The following is a 17,470-nucleotide window of genomic DNA, read 5'->3' as shown; positions in this document are numbered from 1 at the left end:
TATCGGTCAGTACCGGAAACTTCCGGGCCCAACTCTAGAGGGATCTGCCGACGGGCTTCGGCCGTTGTCCGCAGCCTCATTAGCGGCACACTCGAATGCCCAACGGTCGTTTGAAAGATAGCATTCAGTATGCGACCGAAGACTCTCCGAATACGGGACCTCTGAATAACTGGTCTGCTGTAAAGCTGTGACCAAATCGCAAAGACCCCGGATTTCTCCGGGGTCCTCGCTGTCCGTAGTCGCCTTGAGTCAGGCGTTCGGGCGCTTGCCGTGGTTCGCGCCCTTCTTCTTGCGTGCGCGACGCTTCCGGCCGGTCTTTCCCATTTCTAAGCCTCCTTGAAACAACTGCAAAGAGTCACAGTCTCTCATATCACGCCAGGTTCCTCACGTCCGCTGGCGGGTCACGGTTGGGCTTACAGTGTTTCGGCGCAGGCCTGATGAGCAAAATTCAGACGAGTCAGCGAAGAGCTGTCTGCCCCCCTACGCCGGGCGATCGCCCCGCGTAAGACCGCGACCGCTGATCGGAGGTGACGTATCATGACGGGCGATAACTGGGACTGGTGACCCGACCGCGAAGGCACTCCATGACGCCAGCCTTACACCGAGCAGGTCTACGCCTGTTGGTTTCGATCGTTGCTGTCGCGGCGCTGGTCGTCTGCGTCCTGTCCGCTCTCACCCTGTCGGACTACCTCACGGTGTTCGGCCTCTGTTTACTGGTTCTGGCTGGTAGCTCGTTACGTTCCCCACATGGCCCTACACAAGGTGCTTCGCTGGGGTCGATCGTGCTGATGGCGGTCTACGTCATCGCCGGACCCGCAGCCGCTGTCGTGGTCGCGGGTGTCGGTTCGCTCGTACAGGCCAAAAAAGTTCCGCTGATGAAACGTGTCTTCAACAGCGGGCAACGTATCCTCTCCGCGGCCGGTGGCGCGCTCGCTTTCGTCGCCGTTCACGGACCAGTCGGTGAGTCGGCCCTGCACGACGTACCGCGCGCGATTCTCGCGGTGACCCTGACCGGGGTCGCGCACCAGCTTGTGAATGCTGTTCTGCTGTCCGGTGTGCTCTGGCTCGAGCGTGGCAGCACTGTCGTGCGCGCGTTCCTCCGCGAAGTCGTCTTGGCGACGGCTCTCCCGATGCTCGGCTACGGCTACCTGGGGCTGGTGATGGCCCTCATGTGGCTCGGCGGTCTGGGCCTGATCGCAGGCATCCTCACGCTGGTGCCCTTGGTTGTCGCTCGCTGGGCGCTCTCGCAGGACGCCGCGGAGCGTGCCGCACAGGCCGCGACGATGCGGGCGTTCATCCAGGTGATCGAGACCAAGGATCTCTACACCCGTGGTCATTCCGAGCGCGTGAGCGAAGGCGTCGGGATCCTGGGGAGACAGCTGCAGTTGCCGACCGATCGGCAGCAAGCGCTGGAACACGCCGGGTTGTTGCACGACGTCGGGAAGGTCGGCGTACCGACGAGCATCATTCGCAAACCCGGGCGGCTGGACGACTCCGAGATGGACGCGATCCGGCTGCACCCGGCGCGGGGCGTCGAACTGATCGGGAACATCCCGTTCCTGGAAGAGGTGAAGTCCGCGGTCCTGCATCATCACGAGAAGTACGACGGGACCGGGTATCCAGCAGGCCTCAGCGGCACCAATATCCCGTACTTCGCTCGCATCATCGGCATTGTCGATGCTTTCGACTCCTTGACCTCGACGCGATCGTACCGGCCCGCCCGTACCGTCGAGGAGACCATCGCGATCCTGCTGCAGGACCGCTATACACACTTCGATCCGGGCCTCGTCGACGCGTTCGTCGAGGTGATCAGGCGGGACGGCTGGAAGCCCGCTGCCGCTGAGCAGCCGGCTCCGAATGCCGACCTCGAGGTGCCGATCGATCACGACGACCTGAGCCTCGGCACTGGCGGCGGTGCCACCGGATCCGCGGCGGGGCCGTCATGAGCATCTCGGCCGAGGCCGAAGGTCTCGAATCCCGGAACTCTGGCAGCGGTGTGGTGATCGTGGTCGCCGGCGCCGTGCTCGGTGTCGCTGCCCTCATCCTGACGGCCAGGCGCGGAGTCACGGGCTGGCCGTTTGCGCTTACGTTCGGGGTGCTGATCGCGGTCGGGGAGATGGTTCAGTTCCGGGTCGACCGGACGCGCAACCGGGCGCCGATCGCCACCAGCGCCGCATTGGGATACTGCTTGCTGCGCGGTCCGGAGGTTTCGGTTCCGCCGGAGGTTGCCCAGATCGTCGCGGTCGCAGCGGTGGCCACTGCCATCGGTGTGCTGCCACGGATCGTGGCGGGTCTCTGGTGGGACGCGGTCGTCTCGTGCCGGCGTCTGCTGTCGGTGGGCGCGGCCGCGGTGGTGTTCGCCGGTATCGTGCCGAAAGACCTGTCCTGGAACGGTTCTGTGACGCACGCGTTGCCGCTGGGCGGTGCGATGCTGCTCGCGGTCTCGACCGCCGCCGGGCTCGACGCCATCGTCGGAGCCGGTCAGACCACCGAGCGGTACAGCAAGCCGTTCCCCGCGGCGCTGAGGGACGAATTGGGGGTGACGGCCCGGATCGGCATGGCGATGGCGATCAGCGGCATCCTGCTCGCGGCCGGGACCTCGATCGCCGGTCTCTGGGCGCCGCCGCTCGTTATCGTGCCGTTGTTGCTGACGCAGTTTGCGTTTCGGCGGTATTCGTCGGCTCAGCGGACGTATCGGGCGACGGTGCGGTCGATGGCTCGGAGTACGGAGATTGCTGGGTTCAGTAGTCCGGGGCAGAATGCGCGGACGGCGGCGCTGGCGGTGGCTATTGGCAACGATCTGGGGTTGACGCCGGCGCGGATGGAGGCGTTGGAGTACGCCGCTCTGTTGTCGGGCGTCGGGCAGTTGGCGCTGGCGGATCCCAGTCCTGGTGGGGCGTCGCTGCTCCGGACGCGGGAGGAGCGGCAGCGGGCGGCGGAGATCGGGGCGGCGGTGATCGAGCGGTCCGGCGTACTGGATCACGTCGCGGAGATCGTCCGGCACTCCAACGATCCGTACCGGCACGGGCGGGCGAACAACTCGGCCATCCCGGTGGAGAGCGGGATCGTGAACGTTGCCTTGGCCTACGAACAGCTCGTCGGCGAGGGGTCCGGACAGTCGCCGGCCAAGGCGATGGAGTCGATCGGGCTGGGGATCGGCGCGGAGTACGACCCGGTCGTGGTCGAGTCACTCCGCCGGATCGTCGGGCGAGGCTTCAGGTTCTGAGAGTTCCCGGCTCGCCTTCGGGGACAGGTGCAGCAACGCCGGTGTACCGGCGCAGGGCTCCAGTTCGGCCCACACCGGTGCGGTCGTGGCAGGTACGCGCCCCGAGCCGCCCATCAAGGCGAACAGCAGTAGACCGGCGCCGGCGGCGATCAGTACGTCGCCTGGGCTGATCGCCTGTCCCAGACCGGGAAGCGCCACCGGTACGACGTCGCCGAGCCAGGGCAGTCGCGTCGCGGCGCCGGAGATCTCGTGCCGTGGATCGGTCACGACCGCGCCGCTTACCCCGGCCCGCGCCAACGCGTTCAGCGACACGGGCATGGCGCCGTTCAGCGCGACGACGACGGCGTTGCTGAAGAACCCCAGCGCCAGCAGGCCGACGCCCGCGTGCCGCAGGTTCATTCGCAGGAAGACCGCGATGCAGACTGCCGACCCGATCAGTCCGACCGGGTACGCCGTACCGCCGAAGAGGGACCCGAGGAGCTGCCCGATCGCCGCCGCGGCCAGCCAGTGCACGCCGGTCAACGTGTTGCCGGCCAATCGGCCGAACCGTCCGCCGGTCGCGATCGCCGCCCCGGCAGCGAGCACCATGACGAGGAGGACCAGCAGCACGTGTGCGATTCTGCCGAATCAACGGCCCGAAACCGGGCAAGCTGACCCCGCAGCGTGTCGACTTAACCGCAAAACGTAACGGCGGCCCGGGGGTCCCGGGCCGCCGTCGCTAAAACACCTCAGGACTTCGCGGTGGCCGCTCCGCCGTCGTCGACGATCTCCGGCAGATCCTTCACGCCCGGGTCGCCGCGGTCCGCGGTGAAGTCGGTCGGGTGCGTGCTGTCCTTGCCGTCCGGCACCTTGATCGCCCGGAACAGCACCGTCAGCGCGATCACGACGACCAGGTTCAGCACGAACGCGGTCAGCGCGATGTAGGCCGGCGTACTCGTGCCCGGGATGTTCGCGATCGAACCGCCGAAGTGCTTCTTGGTCGCCGGGTTCACCACGTTGTACGCCGAGATCGTGCCGAACAGCATCGCCACCGCCCAGCCGGCCAGCAGCGCGTACCGGTGGAACCAGCGGGTGTACAGGCCGACCACGATCGCCGGGAAGGTCTGCAGGATCCAGATCCCGCCGAGCAACTGCAGGTTCAGCGCGATCGTCTTGTCCATCGCGAGCACGAAGATCAGCGCGCCGAACTTCACCACCAGCGACGCCAGCTTCGAGACCTTGGCCTCCTGGGCCGGCGTGGCGTCCTTCTTGATGAAGTCGCGGTAGATGTTGCGGGTGAACAGGTTGGCCGCCGCGATCGACATGATGGCCGCCGGCACCAGAGCGCCGACCGCGATCGCCGCGAACGCGATGCCCGCGAACCAGGACGGGAACTCCTGGTCGAACAGCCGCGGGATCGCCAGCTGGGGGTTCGCGAGGCCGTCCAGGCCCTTCACGTTGACGTTCGCCTTGATCGCCATGAAGCCGAGCAGGGCGAGCAGACCCAGCAGCAACGAGTACGCCGGGAGCAGCGTCGCGTTCCGCCGTACGACGTTCCGCGTCTTGGTCGACAGCACCGCCGTGACCGAGTGCGGATACATGAACAGCGCCATCGCGGACCCCAGCGCCAGCGTCCAGTACGACACGTAGCCCGCGTCGCCCGGGATGAACGCCCCGGTCGGCTTGCCGGTCGCCGGGTTCGGCTTGGCCAGCTTCTCCTGCGCCGCACCGAAGATCGAGTCCCAGCCGCCGAGCACGTGCGGCAGGTAGAAGATCGCGACCAGGATCACCACGTAGATCAGGATGTCCTTGACGAACGCGATCATCGCCGGCGCCCGCAGGCCGGAGGAGTACGTGTACGCCGCGAGGACCGCGAACGCGATCAGCAGCGGCAGGTCCTTGGCGAGCAGGTCGTCGCCGCCGAGACCCATCGTCTCGAACACGGCCTGCATACCCACGAGCTGCAGGGCGATGTACGGCATCGTGGCCAGGATGCCCGTCACGGCCACCGCCAGGGACAGCGCCTTGCTGCCGTAGCGGCCGCCGACGAAGTCCGCCGGCGTCACGTACCCGTGCCGGTGCGAGACCGACCAGAGCCGCGCCATGAAGACGAACACGATCGGGTAGGCCACGATCGTGTACGGCACCGCGAAGAACCCGCTGATCGCACCGGTCGCGTACATCGCCGCGGGGACCGCGATGAACGTGTACGCCGTGTACAGGTCGCCACCCAGCAGGAACCAGGTGATGAACGTACCGAAACCGCGACCGCCCAGACCCCACTCGTCGAGGTTGTCCAGGTGGCCGGCGCTCCGCCAGCGGGACGCCATGAAGCCCATCGCCGTGACACCGGCGAAGATCACGACGACGATGGTCAGCTGCACCCAGTCGACCGTGGTGTTCACTGGTCACCGTCCTTCGCCGCACCGGCTTCCGGCGCCTCAGGGTCACCAAGCCCCTGAGCCGCTCGCCGCCTGCGCTCCTCGGTGCGGAGCAGTTTGTAACTGATGCTGACCAGGATCGCGGAGAGGAAGACCCACATCAGCTGGTACCAGTAGAAGAACGGGAAACCCCACAGGTGCGGGTCCACCTTGGCGTACGTCGGCACCAGCAGCGGTAGGACGACAGCCACCACCAGAAGCACACCGGAGATCCAGTACGCGGGTTTGACCGCGGACAATCGGGACACTGCAAACCTCCTCGGGACAAAGGCGCAACGCAGCACGCTACCGTTCGACAACACGCCGTACCAGATCACAGGTTGGTGCATGGACAACGAAAAGGCATGGTTCGTACGGCGCGTCGTGCTGTCCGTGCTGTTCCTGGTCGTTGTTGCCGTGCCGCTCTATCCGGAGCTGTTCGGGCTGGACGAGGTGACGCCGTTCGCGCAGCTCGCGGCGTTCCGTCCGCAGGAACTGGTGGTCGTCCTGGCGCTGGCGCTGCTGATGCTGGTACGCCGTGGTTGGCGGATCGCCGCGGCCCTGATCGCCGTACTGGCGCTGATCGGCGCCGTGCTGACCGCACCGCGGCGGTTCTCCGACGCCCGTCCTGCGCCGGCCGGGGCGCGGGTGCTGACGATCATGGTCGCCAACGTGCTGGGCGGGGGTGCACGGGCCGCGGACGTCGCGCAGGTGATCCGGGACCGCAAGCCCGACCTGGTGTCGTTGCCGGAGGCACAGGTCGACGTCCGTGAGGAGATCCGGGCGCAGCTGCAGGACCAGCAGTACAAGGGGTTCACGGCCCAGCCGAGCCGGGCCGTGGAGAGCGCGACCAGCGTGCTGGTCTCAGCATCACTCGGTGCCGTCGCGTTCGCGTCCGAGGCCGGTACGAGCTTCGGCAACATCGTCGTGACGGGTGGCAACCTCGGCGCGATCCGGCTGGTCGCGTACCACGGCTTCCCGCCGCTGCCGGACTCCGTGACCACCTGGAAGACCGACCTGCAGACGGTGCGCCGATGGTGCACACAGGCCCCGCCGACGGTTGTCGCGGGCGACTTCAACGCGACCCTCGACCACGCGGACTTCCGGCACGCGCTGGGCGGTTACTGCCGCAGCATCGGCCCAACCGTGGGCGGCGGGTTGCACGGCACCTGGCCCTCGGATCAGCCGGCCGTGCTGCGGACACAGATCGACCACGTGGTCGTGTCGCGGCAGTTCGAGCCCGGCCAGTTCACGACGTACCCGATCGAGGGGACCGATCACCGGGCCGTCGTCGCTACCGCGGCACTGATTCCTTAGGACGAGCTGGTGGCCGGCCGGTAGATGTACGGCTGTGAGGACTGGACCGCTTCGGTCAGCATCAGCAGCAGGTCGGCGCGCGCCTCGATCGGGCGGCCGAAGAGGTCGTCGTCGCCCGGGATCGGGAAGCCCTTCACGCCGATCGCGAGCTGGCTGAGCAGGACGTGCAGGACGCCGCGGGCGTTGAACACGTTCGGTGTCGGCCACTCCGGCAGCGTCTCGTGCATCAACGGCTGCTCGGCCGCGGTCGCCGCGATCGGCTTCAGCCAGCGCTCGAGCTCGTCGCTGGTCAGCATGTTCCGGTGCAGGATCGTCATCACCGCGTGTGCGACCCGGTCGTGTTCCTCGTGCACCCAGCGGTACGGCGTGTCCTTGACGATCCGGTCCGCGAGGACGTCGAGCAGCGCCCGTAGAACGCCGGCGTCGCAGTGCCTGGACCTCGCCAGCGCGCCGATCGCGTCGGCGCCGTGGGCAACGGCATGCGCCCAGCCGCAGTCCGCGACGTACCCGCGCAGGTCGCGTTCCCGCAGCAGCCAGGTCGCCAGCCGGTCGCCCCAGCGCATCACCACCTCGTCGTGCACCAGGAACTCGGCGTTGTCGCGGTGGATCACCTCCGCCAGCGTCAGCGCCGTGAACGAGCGCCGGAAGACCGTGTCGGTGCCGTCCTCACCGAGGCCGTAGTTCAGCCCGGCGCAGAGGCCGTCCCCGAACCCCGGTAGCAGGTCGTCGTACACCCCGCGCTCCAGCCAGGTGGCGAGCGTCGGGTAGGCCAGGGCGTCACGGACCTGCGGGTTGGTGCTCGCCAGGCCGCGCACGAGCTCCTCGGTGAGTTCGGTCAGCGTACGGTCGTGCGGGACCGCGTAGTCCGCGGCCATCACGTCCTGCCAGTACGTCGACTCCACCCGAGCATCCTTTCATCTGTGCCTGATCAATCAACACCTACCTGCACCCACTTGTCGAGCGAACCACCGCGACGGCTGGTATAAGCCGATCGATACCATCGGGGCGTGCCGTCTTTGAGCGATGTGGCGCGCAACCACACCACGTTGGACCAGGCCGACCTGGACCGCCTGCAGCTGCTCGTCTCGGACTGGCAGATGCTGGCCGATCTCTCGTTCGCCGACCTGGTGCTCTGGCTGCCGGACACCGAAGGGCTGGGGTTCTGGGCCGGGGCGCAGATGCGGCCGACGACCGGACCCACGGCGTACCTGGACGACATCGTCGGCAGCTTCATCCCGCGCGGCCGCCGGCACCTGCTGGACCAGGCGTACGACGGCGGCCGGATCTGCCGCGAGGGCGATCCGGAATGGCGTGACGACGTACCCGTCCGGGTCGAGACGATCCCGGTACGCCGGGGCTCCCGGGTGATCGCGGTGATCGCGCGGAACACCAACCTGCTCGGTGTCCGGACCCCGTCCCGCCTGGAGATCGCGTACTTGCAGAGCGCGACGGACCTGGCCCGGATGATCACCGACGGCATCTTCCCGTACGGCGGGGAACGGCTGCTGTCCACGACGCCACGGGTCGGTGACGGCTGTATCCGGGTCGATCGGCACGGGATGGTGACGTTCGCGAGCCCGAACGCGTTGTCGGCGTACCGCCGGATGGGCCTCGTCACCGACCTGGTCGGCTCGCGGCTGAAGGACGTGACCGCGGACCTCCTGCAGTCCGGGCACAAGGTCGACGACGTCCTGGCGTCGGTGGTCACCGGGCGGGCGGCCAAGGAGATCGAGATCGAGAACGCCGACGCCACGCTGTTCCTGCGGGCGATCCCGCTGCGCGCCGACGGGCAGCACGTCGGCGCGCTGATCCTGCTCCGGGACGTCACGGAGCTGCGCAGCAGGGAACGGGAGCTGGTCACCAAGGAGGCGACCATCCGGGAGATTCATCATCGCGTCAAGAACAACTTGCAGACCGTCGCCGCGTTACTCCGGATGCAGGCCCGAAGGATCACCGTGCCGGAAGGACAGGTCGCGCTGGCCGAGGCGGTCCGGCGGGTCGGGTCGATCGCGATCGTCCACGAGACGCTGTCGGAGTCGTTCGACGAGCACGTGGACTTCGACGACGTCGCCGACCGGGTCGGCGCGATGGTCGCGGACGTGTCGACGGTGGCGACGGCGGTGGAGACCCGGCGCAGCGGATCGTTCGGCGTCCTGGACTCGGAGATCGCGACGCCGCTGGCGATGGTGCTGACCGAGCTGATGCAGAACTCGGTGGAGCACGCGTTCGGGGCCCGGGACGGGGGAGCGGCGCGCGGGACCATCGAGCTGACCGCCGAACGCTCGGTCGGCCGGCTGCACATCGACGTGATCGACGACGGGTCCGGACTGCCGGCGAACTTCGACTCCGAACTGTCCGGGAACCTCGGCCTGTCCATCGTCCGCACCCTGGTCATCGGGGAACTGGACGGAACCCTCGTCTTCGGCGACCGCCACGACGGCCGCCCCGGCGCCCAGGTCACCCTGGACATCCCGGTGAAGGACTGACCCGCTTCCCCTACCCTCCCATCCTCTCGTCTTCCCCCACCCGCATTTGCTGGGTGAGCCAGGCAACTGCGGGGTTCCTGACCCTTGATACGGGTGTGGAACCCCCGATTTCGCTGGTCAGCCAGGCAAATTGGCTGGTCTGCCAGGGAAATGGGGTGGGGTGGGGTGCGGTGGGTGGGTGGGAAACACAAAGGCCCCGCGGGTCTCCGCGGGGCCTCGAAAGAGGACTTGCTCAGGCGGTACGGATGCGCTGGCGGGCGTTGCGGCGCTTCAGGGCGCGACGCTCGTCCTCGCTCAGGCCGCCCCAGACACCGTGGTCCTGGCCGGCTTCGAGAGCCCACGCCAGGCACTGCTCACGCACGTCGCAGCGTCGGCACACCTGCTTGGCCTCTTCGATCTGCATGATCGCCGGCCCGGTGTTGCCGATGGGGAAGAACAGTTCCGGGTCCTCGTCGAGGCATACGGCCCGGTGGCGCCAATCCATGGCGGATCCCATCTCTCTCAGTAGTTGACGTATGCTGCCGGTTAGGTCTGTACCCGAACAGCGGTGCTGTACTCGTCGGTTCGTGTGGCACAGGGGGTTGGTGCCGCGTTCGTTGTGAACGCATTCACGAACGAGACCATGTTCCCAATCTTGGGGGATCGAAACAAGGGTTATGCAGTTGTCGATCCGATCACAACGCTTCCTTAACACTTCGAACTGGAGCGCGGCGGTTCTCTCCATCCGGTTATCGGACAGAGCGGCCCTTCCGCAAGCACCCGTTCACTGCAAGTAACCGTTGCAACCTTCTTTTGGTTACGCACAACCTCAAATCCCTGTGGGGCTGAGGTTGGCGAACCTCTCGAGGACCGTCCACCGAACCGGGCTGCTCAGGGGGTGTCAGTTGGCCCCCTATGCTGGCGAAGTGCCGACCGACTCCCCAGTTGCCGCCGTCCCGAGACCGCTCAAATTAGCCGCGGCAGTGGTCGCTGTGGAAGGGCTTGTGCTCATCGTTCTCGGAATTGCCGAAGCCTTGACGATTCAGAGCTCCCGGCTGGTGCTCGGCCTGACCACGACCGCCTTCTTCATCCTGTACGGCGTGGGGCTCGGTTTCGTCGCCGTCCGCGGCCTGTGGAAGGCCCGTCGCTGGAGCCGCGGGCCGACGGTGTTCACGCAGCTGATCCAGCTCCTGGTCGCGTACAGCGTCTGGAACGGGGGCGCACCGACGATCGCGGTCGTGCTCGCCGTACTGGCCGTCGCGGTCCTGGTCTGCTTGTTCCAGAAGGCCTCGTTCGACGCCCTGATCGGTGGTGGCTCCAACGATCACCCGGTGCTCTAGGGTGCCTACTCCTTGAGCAGGCCGGCCCGGAGTTCGGTCAGCGTCCGGGCCAGCAGCCGGGAGACGTGCATCTGCGAGATCCCGATCTCCTCGGCGATCTGGGACTGCGTCATCCCGCGGAAGAACCGCAGCGTCAGGATCCGCTTCTCCCGGGTGTCCAGCTGCGCCAGCAGTGGTTTCAGCGACTCCCGGTACTCGACGCTCTCCAGCGCCTCGTCCTCGCCCCCGAGGCCGTCCAGGACCGTGGTCGCATCCGTCTCGTTCTGATCGGGAGCGTCCAGGGACAAGGTGTTGTAAGCGTTCGCGGACTCCAGGCCCTCGATCACCAGGTCCGGTGAGAGCCCGAGCCGCTCCGACAACTCGGCCACCGTCGGGGCCCTGCCGAGCTCCTGGGTCAGCTCCGCGGTCGCCGCGGTCAGCGACAACCGCAGCTCCTGCAGGCGGCGGGGCACCCGGATCGCCCAGCCCTTGTCCCGGAAGTACCGCTTGATCTCGCCGAGGATCGTCGGCGTCGCGTACGTCGAGAACTCGACGCCACGGTCCGAGTCGAACCGGTCGATCGCCTTGATCAGCCCGATCGTGGCGACCTGGACGAGGTCGTCGTACGGCTCGCCCCGGTTGCGGAACCGGCGCGCCAGGTGCTCCACCAGCGGCATGTGCAGCGCGACCAGGCCCTCGCGCGCCCCGGCGTACCCGGGATCCGCCGGACCGGCCGCCATCTGCCGGAAGAACGCGGCTGTCCGGGTACGAAGATCGGGGGATTCCTGGTTTTCCGGGCCGCGCTCGTCGGTCACGCGCTCTCCGTGGCGGTCGCGGTGGCCGTCACGGTGATGGTCAGCCGGCCGTCGAGGGTCTCGGCGGCGGCCGACTCCACCAGCGCGGTCAGCACCGTCCAGCCGAACGAGGCGGTGTCCGGCTGCCAGCCGTCGGGGACGACGGCGCTCGTCCGCACCGTCAACTGCGGCGGGGCGATCTCGAAAACGCATTCCAGCACGCCGTCGGCCGACTGCGGCAGCAACAGCGCGCACGCCTCGTCGACCGCGATCCGCAGGTCGTCGATGGCGTCCAGCGTGAAGTCGTTCCGGGCCGCGAGGTTCCCGACCACCGACCGGGGTACGGCGATGTAGGCACTGTCCGCCGGGATACTCAGGCGGACCTCGGCGGCTCGTCCCGTGCTGCTCACATCGTCTCCCTCGTATCGACCCACCACGCCGTACATCATCCAACTTCAACGAGCTTGATGCACGGCGAACGGCCCGACGGCGGGAAAGAACTTGCTACGGGTGCTCGTGCTCCGAGCGCAGGCGGGAGAGAAATGCCTGGGTGCGCGAGTGTTGCGGGTTGCCGATCACGTCCTTGGGTGGGCCTGCTTCGACCACCACGCCGCCATCCATGAACACGACCGTGTCCGCGACGTCCCGCGCGAACGACATCTCGTGGGTCACCACGATCATCGTCATCCCGTCCAGGGCGAGCTCCCGCATCACCGCGAGCACTTCACCGACCAGCTCGGGGTCGAGCGCCGACGTCGGCTCGTCGAACAGCATCAGCTTCGGCTGCATCGCCAGCGCCCGCGCGATCGCCACCCGCTGCTGCTGACCGCCGGACAACTGCGCGGGGTAGGCGTTGCACCGGTCCGCGAGCCCGACCCGGTCGAGCAGCTTCATCGCGCGCTCCCGGGCCGTCTTCTTCGACTCGCCCTTGACCTGCCTGGGCGCCTCGACGATGTTCTCCAGCGCGGTCTTGTGCGGGAACAGGTTGAACCGCTGGAACACCATCCCGATCTCACGCCGCTGCGCCGCGATCTCCTTGTTCTTCAGCCGGTACAGCTTCCCGTCGCGGTCGGCGTACCCCATCAGCTCGTCGTCGACCCAGATCCGGCCGCCGTCGATCGTCTCGAGCTGGTTGATGCACCGCAGGAAGGTCGTCTTACCGGAGCCGGACGGACCGAGCAGGCACACCACCTGCCCGCGGTCGACGTCCAGGTCGATCCCCTTCAGCACCTCGTTGTGGTGGAAGGACTTCGTCACGTTCACCGCATGAACGAGTGGCATCACGCACCTCCTGCGCCGGCCGGGCGGGCGGCCCGCGGGGCCTTGTTCCCGAAGCCGCGACCGAAGTGCCGCTCGAGGAAGTACTGCCCGACCATCAGCACACTCGTCGCGGCCAGGTAGTACAGCGTGGCGGCGACCGCGATCGGGAACGTCTTGTAGTACGTGCTGCCGATCGACTGCAACTGGTAGAACAGCTCGCCGATCACCGGGACCGCGAGCAGCAGCGAGGTGTCCTTCAGCATCGCGATCGTCTCGTTGCCGGTCGGCGGCACGATCACCCGCATCGCCTGCGGCAGTACCACCCGGCGCATCACCTTGCCGCGGCTCATCCCGAGCGCCTCCGCGGCCTCGGCCTGGCCCGGGTCCACGCTCATGATCCCGGCCCGGGCGATCTCGGCCATGTACGCCGCCTCGGACAGCCCGAGCCCGATGACACCGGCGACCAGCCCGGTGAACACCTGGTTCGCGTCCAGGGTGAAGAACCGCCAGTCGCCGGACATCCCGAGCCAGTCGATGATCTTCCAGTCGAACGGAATCCCGAACGCGATGCCCTGCGGAAACAGGATCCCGAGCGTGCCCATCGTGAACAGCAGGATGTACCGCGGGATGCTCCGGAAGAACCAGGTGAACACCCACGACACCCCGGACAGGATCGGGTTGTCCGACAGCCGCATCACGGCCAGGACGACGCCGCCGCCGACGCCGACGACCATCGACAGCACGGTGACCAGCAGGGTGCCCTTGAGGAACCCGTTGATCACCGGCTGCTGGTTCATCGCCTCGAAGACGAAGCTCCAGTCGAACGCCTTGTTGGTGACCAGCAGGTGCACCAGCATCGCCACCAGGACGACGATCACCGCGATCGCCACCCAGCGCCCGGGATGCCGCACCGGGACGGCATTGATCGCCCCCGGCCGGTCGGGAGCCGCGTCCGCCGGCCGGGCCTCGGTCTCAGTACTCATGATTCAGCTCACGGGTTCACGGCGAAGTCGGTGAGCGCACCCGAGTCGTTGTTCCACTTCTGCAGCGTGCTCTTGTACGTGCCTTCGGTGTTCAGCGCCTGCAGCGCCTGCACGATCCCCTGCGCGAACTGGGTTTCCGCCTTCGGGATCACATACCCGTACGGCGCCGCGTCGTAGATGTCGCCGAGCTGCTCGAGCTGACCGTTCGTCTGCTTGATCGCGTACAGCACGATCGGGGAGTCGGCGAGCATCGCGTCGGCCTTGCCGGCCACCAGGTCAGCGGTCGCCTGGTCCTGCTTCTCCCGGACCACCAGCTTGATCTCCGGCTTGCCGGCGGCCTTGCACGCGGCCTGGCGCTTCGGCATGTCGTCCTCGAGTTGCGTCGTACCCTTCTGCACCGCGACCGTCTTGCCGCACGCGTCGTCGGCCTTGACGCCCTTCGGGTTGCCCTTCGCGGTGGCCCACAGGGTGCCGGCGTTGAAGTAGCTGACCATATTGACCTGCGCCTTGCGCTTGTCGTTGATCGTGAACGACGAGACGCCGACGTCGTACTTGCCGCTCTGGACGCCGGTGATGATGGTGTCGAAGCCGGCCGGCTGCCAGTCGACCGTGACGCCGAACTTCTGCGCGACCGCGTTGAACAGGTCGACGTCCATGCCGACGACGGTCTTGCCGCCCTGCAGGAACTCGTTCGGCGGGTAGCTGGCGTCGACGCCGACGACGATCTTGCCGGCCGACTTGATCTTGGCCGGCAGCGAACCGCTGAGGTCCGGGCCACTGCTTGCCGGAGCGCTGGAGGAGGCGCTCGACGACGCACTGGGCGTACTACCTTCGAGAGTGTTCGAGCCGCACCCGGCGGCCGCGAGAACCACGACACCGGACAGCGCCAGCGTCCTCCGCAGGACAGACATCTTGTCCTCCAAAACCGGGCACCGGTCGGCCCGGTGCCATGTGTCCGCATCTTGACACAGCGACCTGCGGAGCGCGCACGGACCAACCCCGAACAGAGACCTATTCGTAGCTTGGCCGTCGTGACGCTGCGTGCCCGGCGATCAACCGGGCACGCAGCGTCACCAGATCGGCCGGTTTCAGGGCGTCGGCTCGACGTGGGTCGGGTCCAGGACGCGCCGCAGGAAGGTGCGGGTGCGCTCTTCCTTGGGGTTGCCGATCACCTCGGCGGGCGGGCCCTGCTCGACGATCACGCCGCCGTCCATGAACACCACCCGGTCCGCGACCTCGCGCGCGAAGGCCATCTCGTGGGTGACGACGAGCATCGTCATACCGTCGAGCGCGAGTTTGCGCATCACCGTCAGTACGTCGCCGACGAGCTCCGGGTCGAGCGCGGACGTCGGCTCGTCGAACAGCATCAGCGCCGGGTCCATCGACAGCGCGCGGGCGATCGCCACCCGCTGCTGCTGGCCGCCGGACAGCTGCGCCGGGTACGCCTCGATCTTGTCGCTCAGCCCGACCCGCTCCAGGTTGGCGCGGGCCACCCGGTCCGCCTCCTCCGCGGGGCGCTTGAGAACGGTGCGCTGGGCAACGGTGCAGTTGGCCAGCGCCGACAGGTGCGGGAACAGGTTGAACTGCTGGAACACCATCCCGATCTGCTGCCGGGCCTCGTCCAGGTGGCAGTCCGGATGGGTGATGTCCTCGCCGCGGACGATCACCTGACCTTCCTGCGGCGTCTCCAGCAGGTTCACGCAGCGCAGCAGCGTCGACTTGCCGGACCCGGACGGGCCGATCACGCAGACGACCTCGCCCTGCTCGACGGTGAAGTCGATACCGCGCAGGACATGGTTGCTGCCGAACGACTTGTGCAGGCTCTTGATTTCTACCAGTGCCATCAGCGCGTCCTCGCCGTCCGTGCCTCGAGCCGGCGGGCCAGCAGGCCCAGCGGCAGGGTGATCAACAGATAGCAGAACCCGCAGACCACGATCGGGGTCAGGTTCGAGTACGTGTTGGCCAGGTCCCGGCCGAAACCGGTGAGCTCGTACCCGTCCGCGGCGACGCCGATCATGAACACCAGCGAGGAGTCCTTCACCAGCAGGATCAGGTCGTTGGTGAGCGGCGGCAGCACGATCCGGAACGCCTGCGGCAGCACGATCTTCCGCATCGCCACACCGGCCGGCATCCCGAGCGAGCGGGCCGCCTCGACCTGGCCCTTCGGCACTGCCTGGATGCCGGCCCGGATCACTTCGGCCATGTACGCCGACGCCACGATGCCGAGCGCGAGCCACACGACGCCGTACGGGTCCCAGGGGATCGTCATCCCCGGGAACGCCAGCGGCAGCAGGCTGAACGCGATGAACACCACGATCGCCGGCAGGCCGCGGAAGAACTCGATGTACGCCGTCGCGATCCACCGGTACGGCCCGACCTGGCTGAGCTTCATCAGCGCCAGCAGCGTGCCGCCGGCGAGTCCGATCACGAACGCGCCGGCGGTGTACTCGAGGGTCTTCACCAGCGCCTGGAGGACGCCGTCCTGGAACGTCGACTTGATGAACTCCGGCTTGAAGAAGACGCTGACGATCTGGCCCCAGTTCGCGCTGAACGCCGCGGCCAGGACCAGGACGACGAGGACGGCGTACTGGATCCAGCGGGAGCGCTGGGCCCGCTGCCGCGGGCTCAGCCCCTTCCGCTCAACGGGGGTATCGGTCCCTGAGGTTGGCACGGTGCTCACTTCTTCGGCTCAACCCCGAACCACTTCTTGTAGATCTCGTTGTACTTGCCGTCCGACTTGGCCTTGGTCAGCAGCTCGTTGAACTTCTCCACCAGCTTCGGGCCGCTGCCGTCCTTGAGCGCGCCGAAGCCGTACTGCTCGCCGGTGTTGAACTCGGCGACGACCGCCATGTCCGAGTTCTCCTTGACGAAGTCGTACAGCACGCCGTTGTCGTTGATCGCGGCGTCGACCCGGCCGGACTTCACGTTGTTCGTCTGCAGCGCGAGGTCGTTGAACGGGATCACCGTGTACCCGTTGGCCTTGGCGTTCTCGTCGGCGTACTTCTTGCCGGTGGTGTCGGCCTGCGCGCCGAGCTTCTTGCCGCGCAGGTCCGCCAGCGACTTGATCCCGGAGTCCTTCTTGGCCATCAGCACCTGGGTGGCGTCCATGTACGGATCCGTGATGCTGATCGCGGCCTGGCGCTCGGGCGTGATCGTCATCGCGCCCATGCCCATGTCGCACTTCTTCGCCTGGAACGCGGCGCCGGAGGTGACCTGGGACCACTCGATGTTGACGGTGTCCTGCTCCAGGCCCAGGTCCTGGGCGACCAGGTCGAGCAGGTCGACGTCGAAGCCGACCACCTTGGTGCCGTCCTTGTACTGGAACGGCTTGTACGGCAAGTGCGTGCAGACGGTCAGCTTGCCGGGCTTGACCAGCGTGATGCCCGCCGCCTTCGCCTTGTCCTCGGAGCCGCCGGAGTCCGAGTCGCTACCGCAGGCGGCCAGTGCGAGCGCCAGGACGGCGACCGAGGCGATCGCCTGGACGCGGCGCTTGCGGAGAGTGGGGACGATGTTCATCGCGGATTCTCCTCGACAGGGGTTGGGAATCCGAGAATCCTGGCACATCCGGGGCGATGTGGGACCCCTCACAGCAGACCAGTTGGGCCTGTGGTTTACTCGACCGACGGGTGACCCCCTGGCAACGGCGCCGTTCGACGCACCCTCATCGAACGCCCACTACCGCATGTTCCGCTCGATTTTCCCCCGAA

Annotated in this window: 19 protein-coding genes; 5 read left to right on the top strand and 14 right to left on the bottom strand. The window is 67.4% G+C overall.

Going from position 1 to position 17,470, the window contains the following annotated elements; genetic code table 11:
• Positions 1–249: 249 nt before the first annotated feature.
• The gene (locus E0H50_RS44435) at positions 250–324 is read right to left on the bottom strand and encodes a 50S ribosomal protein bL37 (RefSeq protein ID WP_369759046.1); all 75 of its coding nucleotides are present in this window, start codon (positions 322–324) and stop codon (positions 250–252) included.
• Between the two features lie 296 nt (positions 325–620).
• Here E0H50_RS44435 and E0H50_RS04795 point away from each other — a divergent pair, with 296 nt between their 5' ends.
• Both E0H50_RS04795 and E0H50_RS04790 read left to right on the top strand, forming a co-directional pair.
• Positions 621–1,946, top strand: a complete 1,326-nt coding sequence (locus tag E0H50_RS04795; protein ID WP_238150780.1) for an HD-GYP domain-containing protein — start codon at positions 621–623, stop codon at positions 1,944–1,946.
• On the top strand, positions 1,943–3,226 hold the full coding sequence (locus E0H50_RS04790) for an HD-GYP domain-containing protein (protein ID WP_131285203.1): 1,284 nt from the start codon (positions 1,943–1,945) through the stop codon (positions 3,224–3,226). Before E0H50_RS04795 ends, E0H50_RS04790 begins: the two co-directional genes overlap by 4 nt.
• Here E0H50_RS04790 and E0H50_RS04785 read toward each other — a convergent pair.
• The 3 genes from E0H50_RS04785 to E0H50_RS04775 form a co-directional block, all read right to left on the bottom strand.
• Positions 3,188–3,835 carry a DUF5317 domain-containing protein gene (locus tag E0H50_RS04785; RefSeq protein ID WP_238150779.1) on the bottom strand — a complete coding sequence of 216 codons (648 nt, stop codon included), beginning with the start codon at positions 3,833–3,835 and terminating at the stop codon, positions 3,188–3,190. The genes E0H50_RS04790 and E0H50_RS04785 overlap by 39 nt on opposite strands.
• A 119-nt stretch (positions 3,836–3,954) precedes the next feature.
• A complete protein-coding gene (mctP, locus tag E0H50_RS04780; protein WP_238150778.1) occupies positions 3,955–5,610 on the bottom strand; it encodes a monocarboxylate uptake permease MctP in 1,656 nt (551 codons plus the stop codon).
• Positions 5,607–5,894 (bottom strand): DUF3311 domain-containing protein, encoded by a 288-nt coding sequence (locus E0H50_RS04775; RefSeq protein ID WP_131285201.1) that lies wholly within the window; start codon positions 5,892–5,894, stop codon positions 5,607–5,609. Before E0H50_RS04775 ends, mctP begins: the two co-directional genes overlap by 4 nt.
• Before the next feature lie 79 nt (positions 5,895–5,973).
• On the opposite strand from E0H50_RS04775, the gene E0H50_RS04770 reads away from it, so the two are divergent.
• Positions 5,974–6,942 carry an endonuclease/exonuclease/phosphatase family protein gene (locus tag E0H50_RS04770; protein ID WP_131285199.1) on the top strand — a complete coding sequence of 323 codons (969 nt, stop codon included), beginning with the start codon at positions 5,974–5,976 and terminating at the stop codon, positions 6,940–6,942.
• Here E0H50_RS04770 and E0H50_RS04765 read toward each other — a convergent pair.
• Positions 6,939–7,844: a DUF2785 domain-containing protein gene (locus tag E0H50_RS04765; protein ID WP_131285197.1), complete on the bottom strand. Its 906-nt coding sequence runs from the start codon at positions 7,842–7,844 to the stop codon at positions 6,939–6,941. The genes E0H50_RS04770 and E0H50_RS04765 overlap by 4 nt on opposite strands.
• Before the next feature lie 105 nt (positions 7,845–7,949).
• On the opposite strand from E0H50_RS04765, the gene E0H50_RS04760 reads away from it, so the two are divergent.
• Complete coding sequence (locus E0H50_RS04760; RefSeq protein ID WP_202868019.1) at positions 7,950–9,428, top strand: sensor histidine kinase; 1,479 nt, start codon at positions 7,950–7,952, stop codon at positions 9,426–9,428.
• 232 nt (positions 9,429–9,660) lie between these two features.
• On the opposite strand, the gene E0H50_RS04755 is transcribed toward E0H50_RS04760, so the two are convergent.
• Positions 9,661–9,912, bottom strand: coding sequence for a WhiB family transcriptional regulator (locus E0H50_RS04755; protein WP_130383822.1), 252 nt, complete (start codon positions 9,910–9,912; stop codon positions 9,661–9,663).
• 499 nt (positions 9,913–10,411) lie between these two features.
• Here E0H50_RS04755 and E0H50_RS04750 point away from each other — a divergent pair, with 499 nt between their 5' ends.
• Entirely contained in the window at positions 10,412–10,747 is a 336-nt protein-coding gene (locus tag E0H50_RS04750) for a DUF1266 domain-containing protein (protein ID WP_131285195.1), read from the top strand.
• A gap of 5 nt (positions 10,748–10,752) precedes the next feature.
• Here E0H50_RS04750 and E0H50_RS04745 read toward each other — a convergent pair whose 3' ends face one another.
• The 8 genes from E0H50_RS04745 to E0H50_RS04710 form a co-directional block, all read right to left on the bottom strand.
• Positions 10,753–11,541, bottom strand: coding sequence for an RNA polymerase sigma factor SigF (locus E0H50_RS04745; protein ID WP_131285193.1), 789 nt, complete (start codon positions 11,539–11,541; stop codon positions 10,753–10,755).
• Complete coding sequence (locus E0H50_RS04740) at positions 11,538–11,930, bottom strand: ATP-binding protein (RefSeq protein WP_131285191.1); 393 nt, start codon at positions 11,928–11,930, stop codon at positions 11,538–11,540. Before E0H50_RS04740 ends, E0H50_RS04745 begins: the two co-directional genes overlap by 4 nt.
• A gap of 94 nt (positions 11,931–12,024) precedes the next feature.
• The gene (locus E0H50_RS04735) at positions 12,025–12,801 is read right to left on the bottom strand and encodes an amino acid ABC transporter ATP-binding protein (protein ID WP_131285189.1); all 777 of its coding nucleotides are present in this window, start codon (positions 12,799–12,801) and stop codon (positions 12,025–12,027) included.
• Positions 12,801–13,763: an amino acid ABC transporter permease gene (locus E0H50_RS04730; RefSeq protein WP_131285187.1), complete on the bottom strand. Its 963-nt coding sequence runs from the start codon at positions 13,761–13,763 to the stop codon at positions 12,801–12,803. The genes E0H50_RS04735 and E0H50_RS04730 overlap by 1 nt, the downstream gene beginning before the upstream one ends.
• A gap of 8 nt (positions 13,764–13,771) precedes the next feature.
• Positions 13,772–14,674: an ABC transporter substrate-binding protein gene (locus E0H50_RS04725; protein ID WP_165546997.1), complete on the bottom strand. Its 903-nt coding sequence runs from the start codon at positions 14,672–14,674 to the stop codon at positions 13,772–13,774.
• 177 nt (positions 14,675–14,851) lie between these two features.
• Positions 14,852–15,607, bottom strand: coding sequence for an amino acid ABC transporter ATP-binding protein (locus E0H50_RS04720; protein WP_131285185.1), 756 nt, complete (start codon positions 15,605–15,607; stop codon positions 14,852–14,854).
• Positions 15,607–16,434, bottom strand: coding sequence for an amino acid ABC transporter permease (locus tag E0H50_RS04715; RefSeq protein WP_131285183.1), 828 nt, complete (start codon positions 16,432–16,434; stop codon positions 15,607–15,609). Before E0H50_RS04715 ends, E0H50_RS04720 begins: the two co-directional genes overlap by 1 nt.
• A gap of 5 nt (positions 16,435–16,439) precedes the next feature.
• The gene (locus E0H50_RS04710; RefSeq protein WP_131285181.1) at positions 16,440–17,279 is read right to left on the bottom strand and encodes an ABC transporter substrate-binding protein; all 840 of its coding nucleotides are present in this window, start codon (positions 17,277–17,279) and stop codon (positions 16,440–16,442) included.
• Positions 17,280–17,470: the final 191 nt, after the last annotated feature.

The sequence above is a fragment of the Kribbella sindirgiensis genome, from assembly GCF_004331435.1.
GTDB classification, from domain to species: Bacteria; Actinomycetota; Actinomycetes; order Propionibacteriales; family Kribbellaceae; genus Kribbella; species Kribbella sindirgiensis.
This window is presented reverse-complemented; position numbering and strand designations above follow the sequence as displayed.

Coding starts and splice junctions, on each gene's coding strand:
- E0H50_RS04790 (WP_131285203.1), top strand. CDS start 1,943: ATGAGCATCTCGGCCGAGGCCGAAGGTCTCGAATCCCGGAACTCTGGC.
- E0H50_RS04770 (WP_131285199.1), top strand. CDS start 5,974: ATGGACAACGAAAAGGCATGGTTCGTACGGCGCGTCGTGCTGTCCGTG.
- E0H50_RS04755 (WP_130383822.1), bottom strand. CDS start 9,912: ATGGATTGGCGCCACCGGGCCGTATGCCTCGACGAGGACCCGGAACTG.
- E0H50_RS04735 (WP_131285189.1), bottom strand. CDS start 12,801: ATGCCACTCGTTCATGCGGTGAACGTGACGAAGTCCTTCCACCACAAC.
- E0H50_RS04730 (WP_131285187.1), bottom strand. CDS start 13,763: ATGAGTACTGAGACCGAGGCCCGGCCGGCGGACGCGGCTCCCGACCGG.
- E0H50_RS04725 (WP_165546997.1), bottom strand. CDS start 14,674: ATGTCTGTCCTGCGGAGGACGCTGGCGCTGTCCGGTGTCGTGGTTCTC.
- E0H50_RS04720 (WP_131285185.1), bottom strand. CDS start 15,607: ATGGCACTGGTAGAAATCAAGAGCCTGCACAAGTCGTTCGGCAGCAAC.
- E0H50_RS04710 (WP_131285181.1), bottom strand. CDS start 17,279: ATGAACATCGTCCCCACTCTCCGCAAGCGCCGCGTCCAGGCGATCGCC.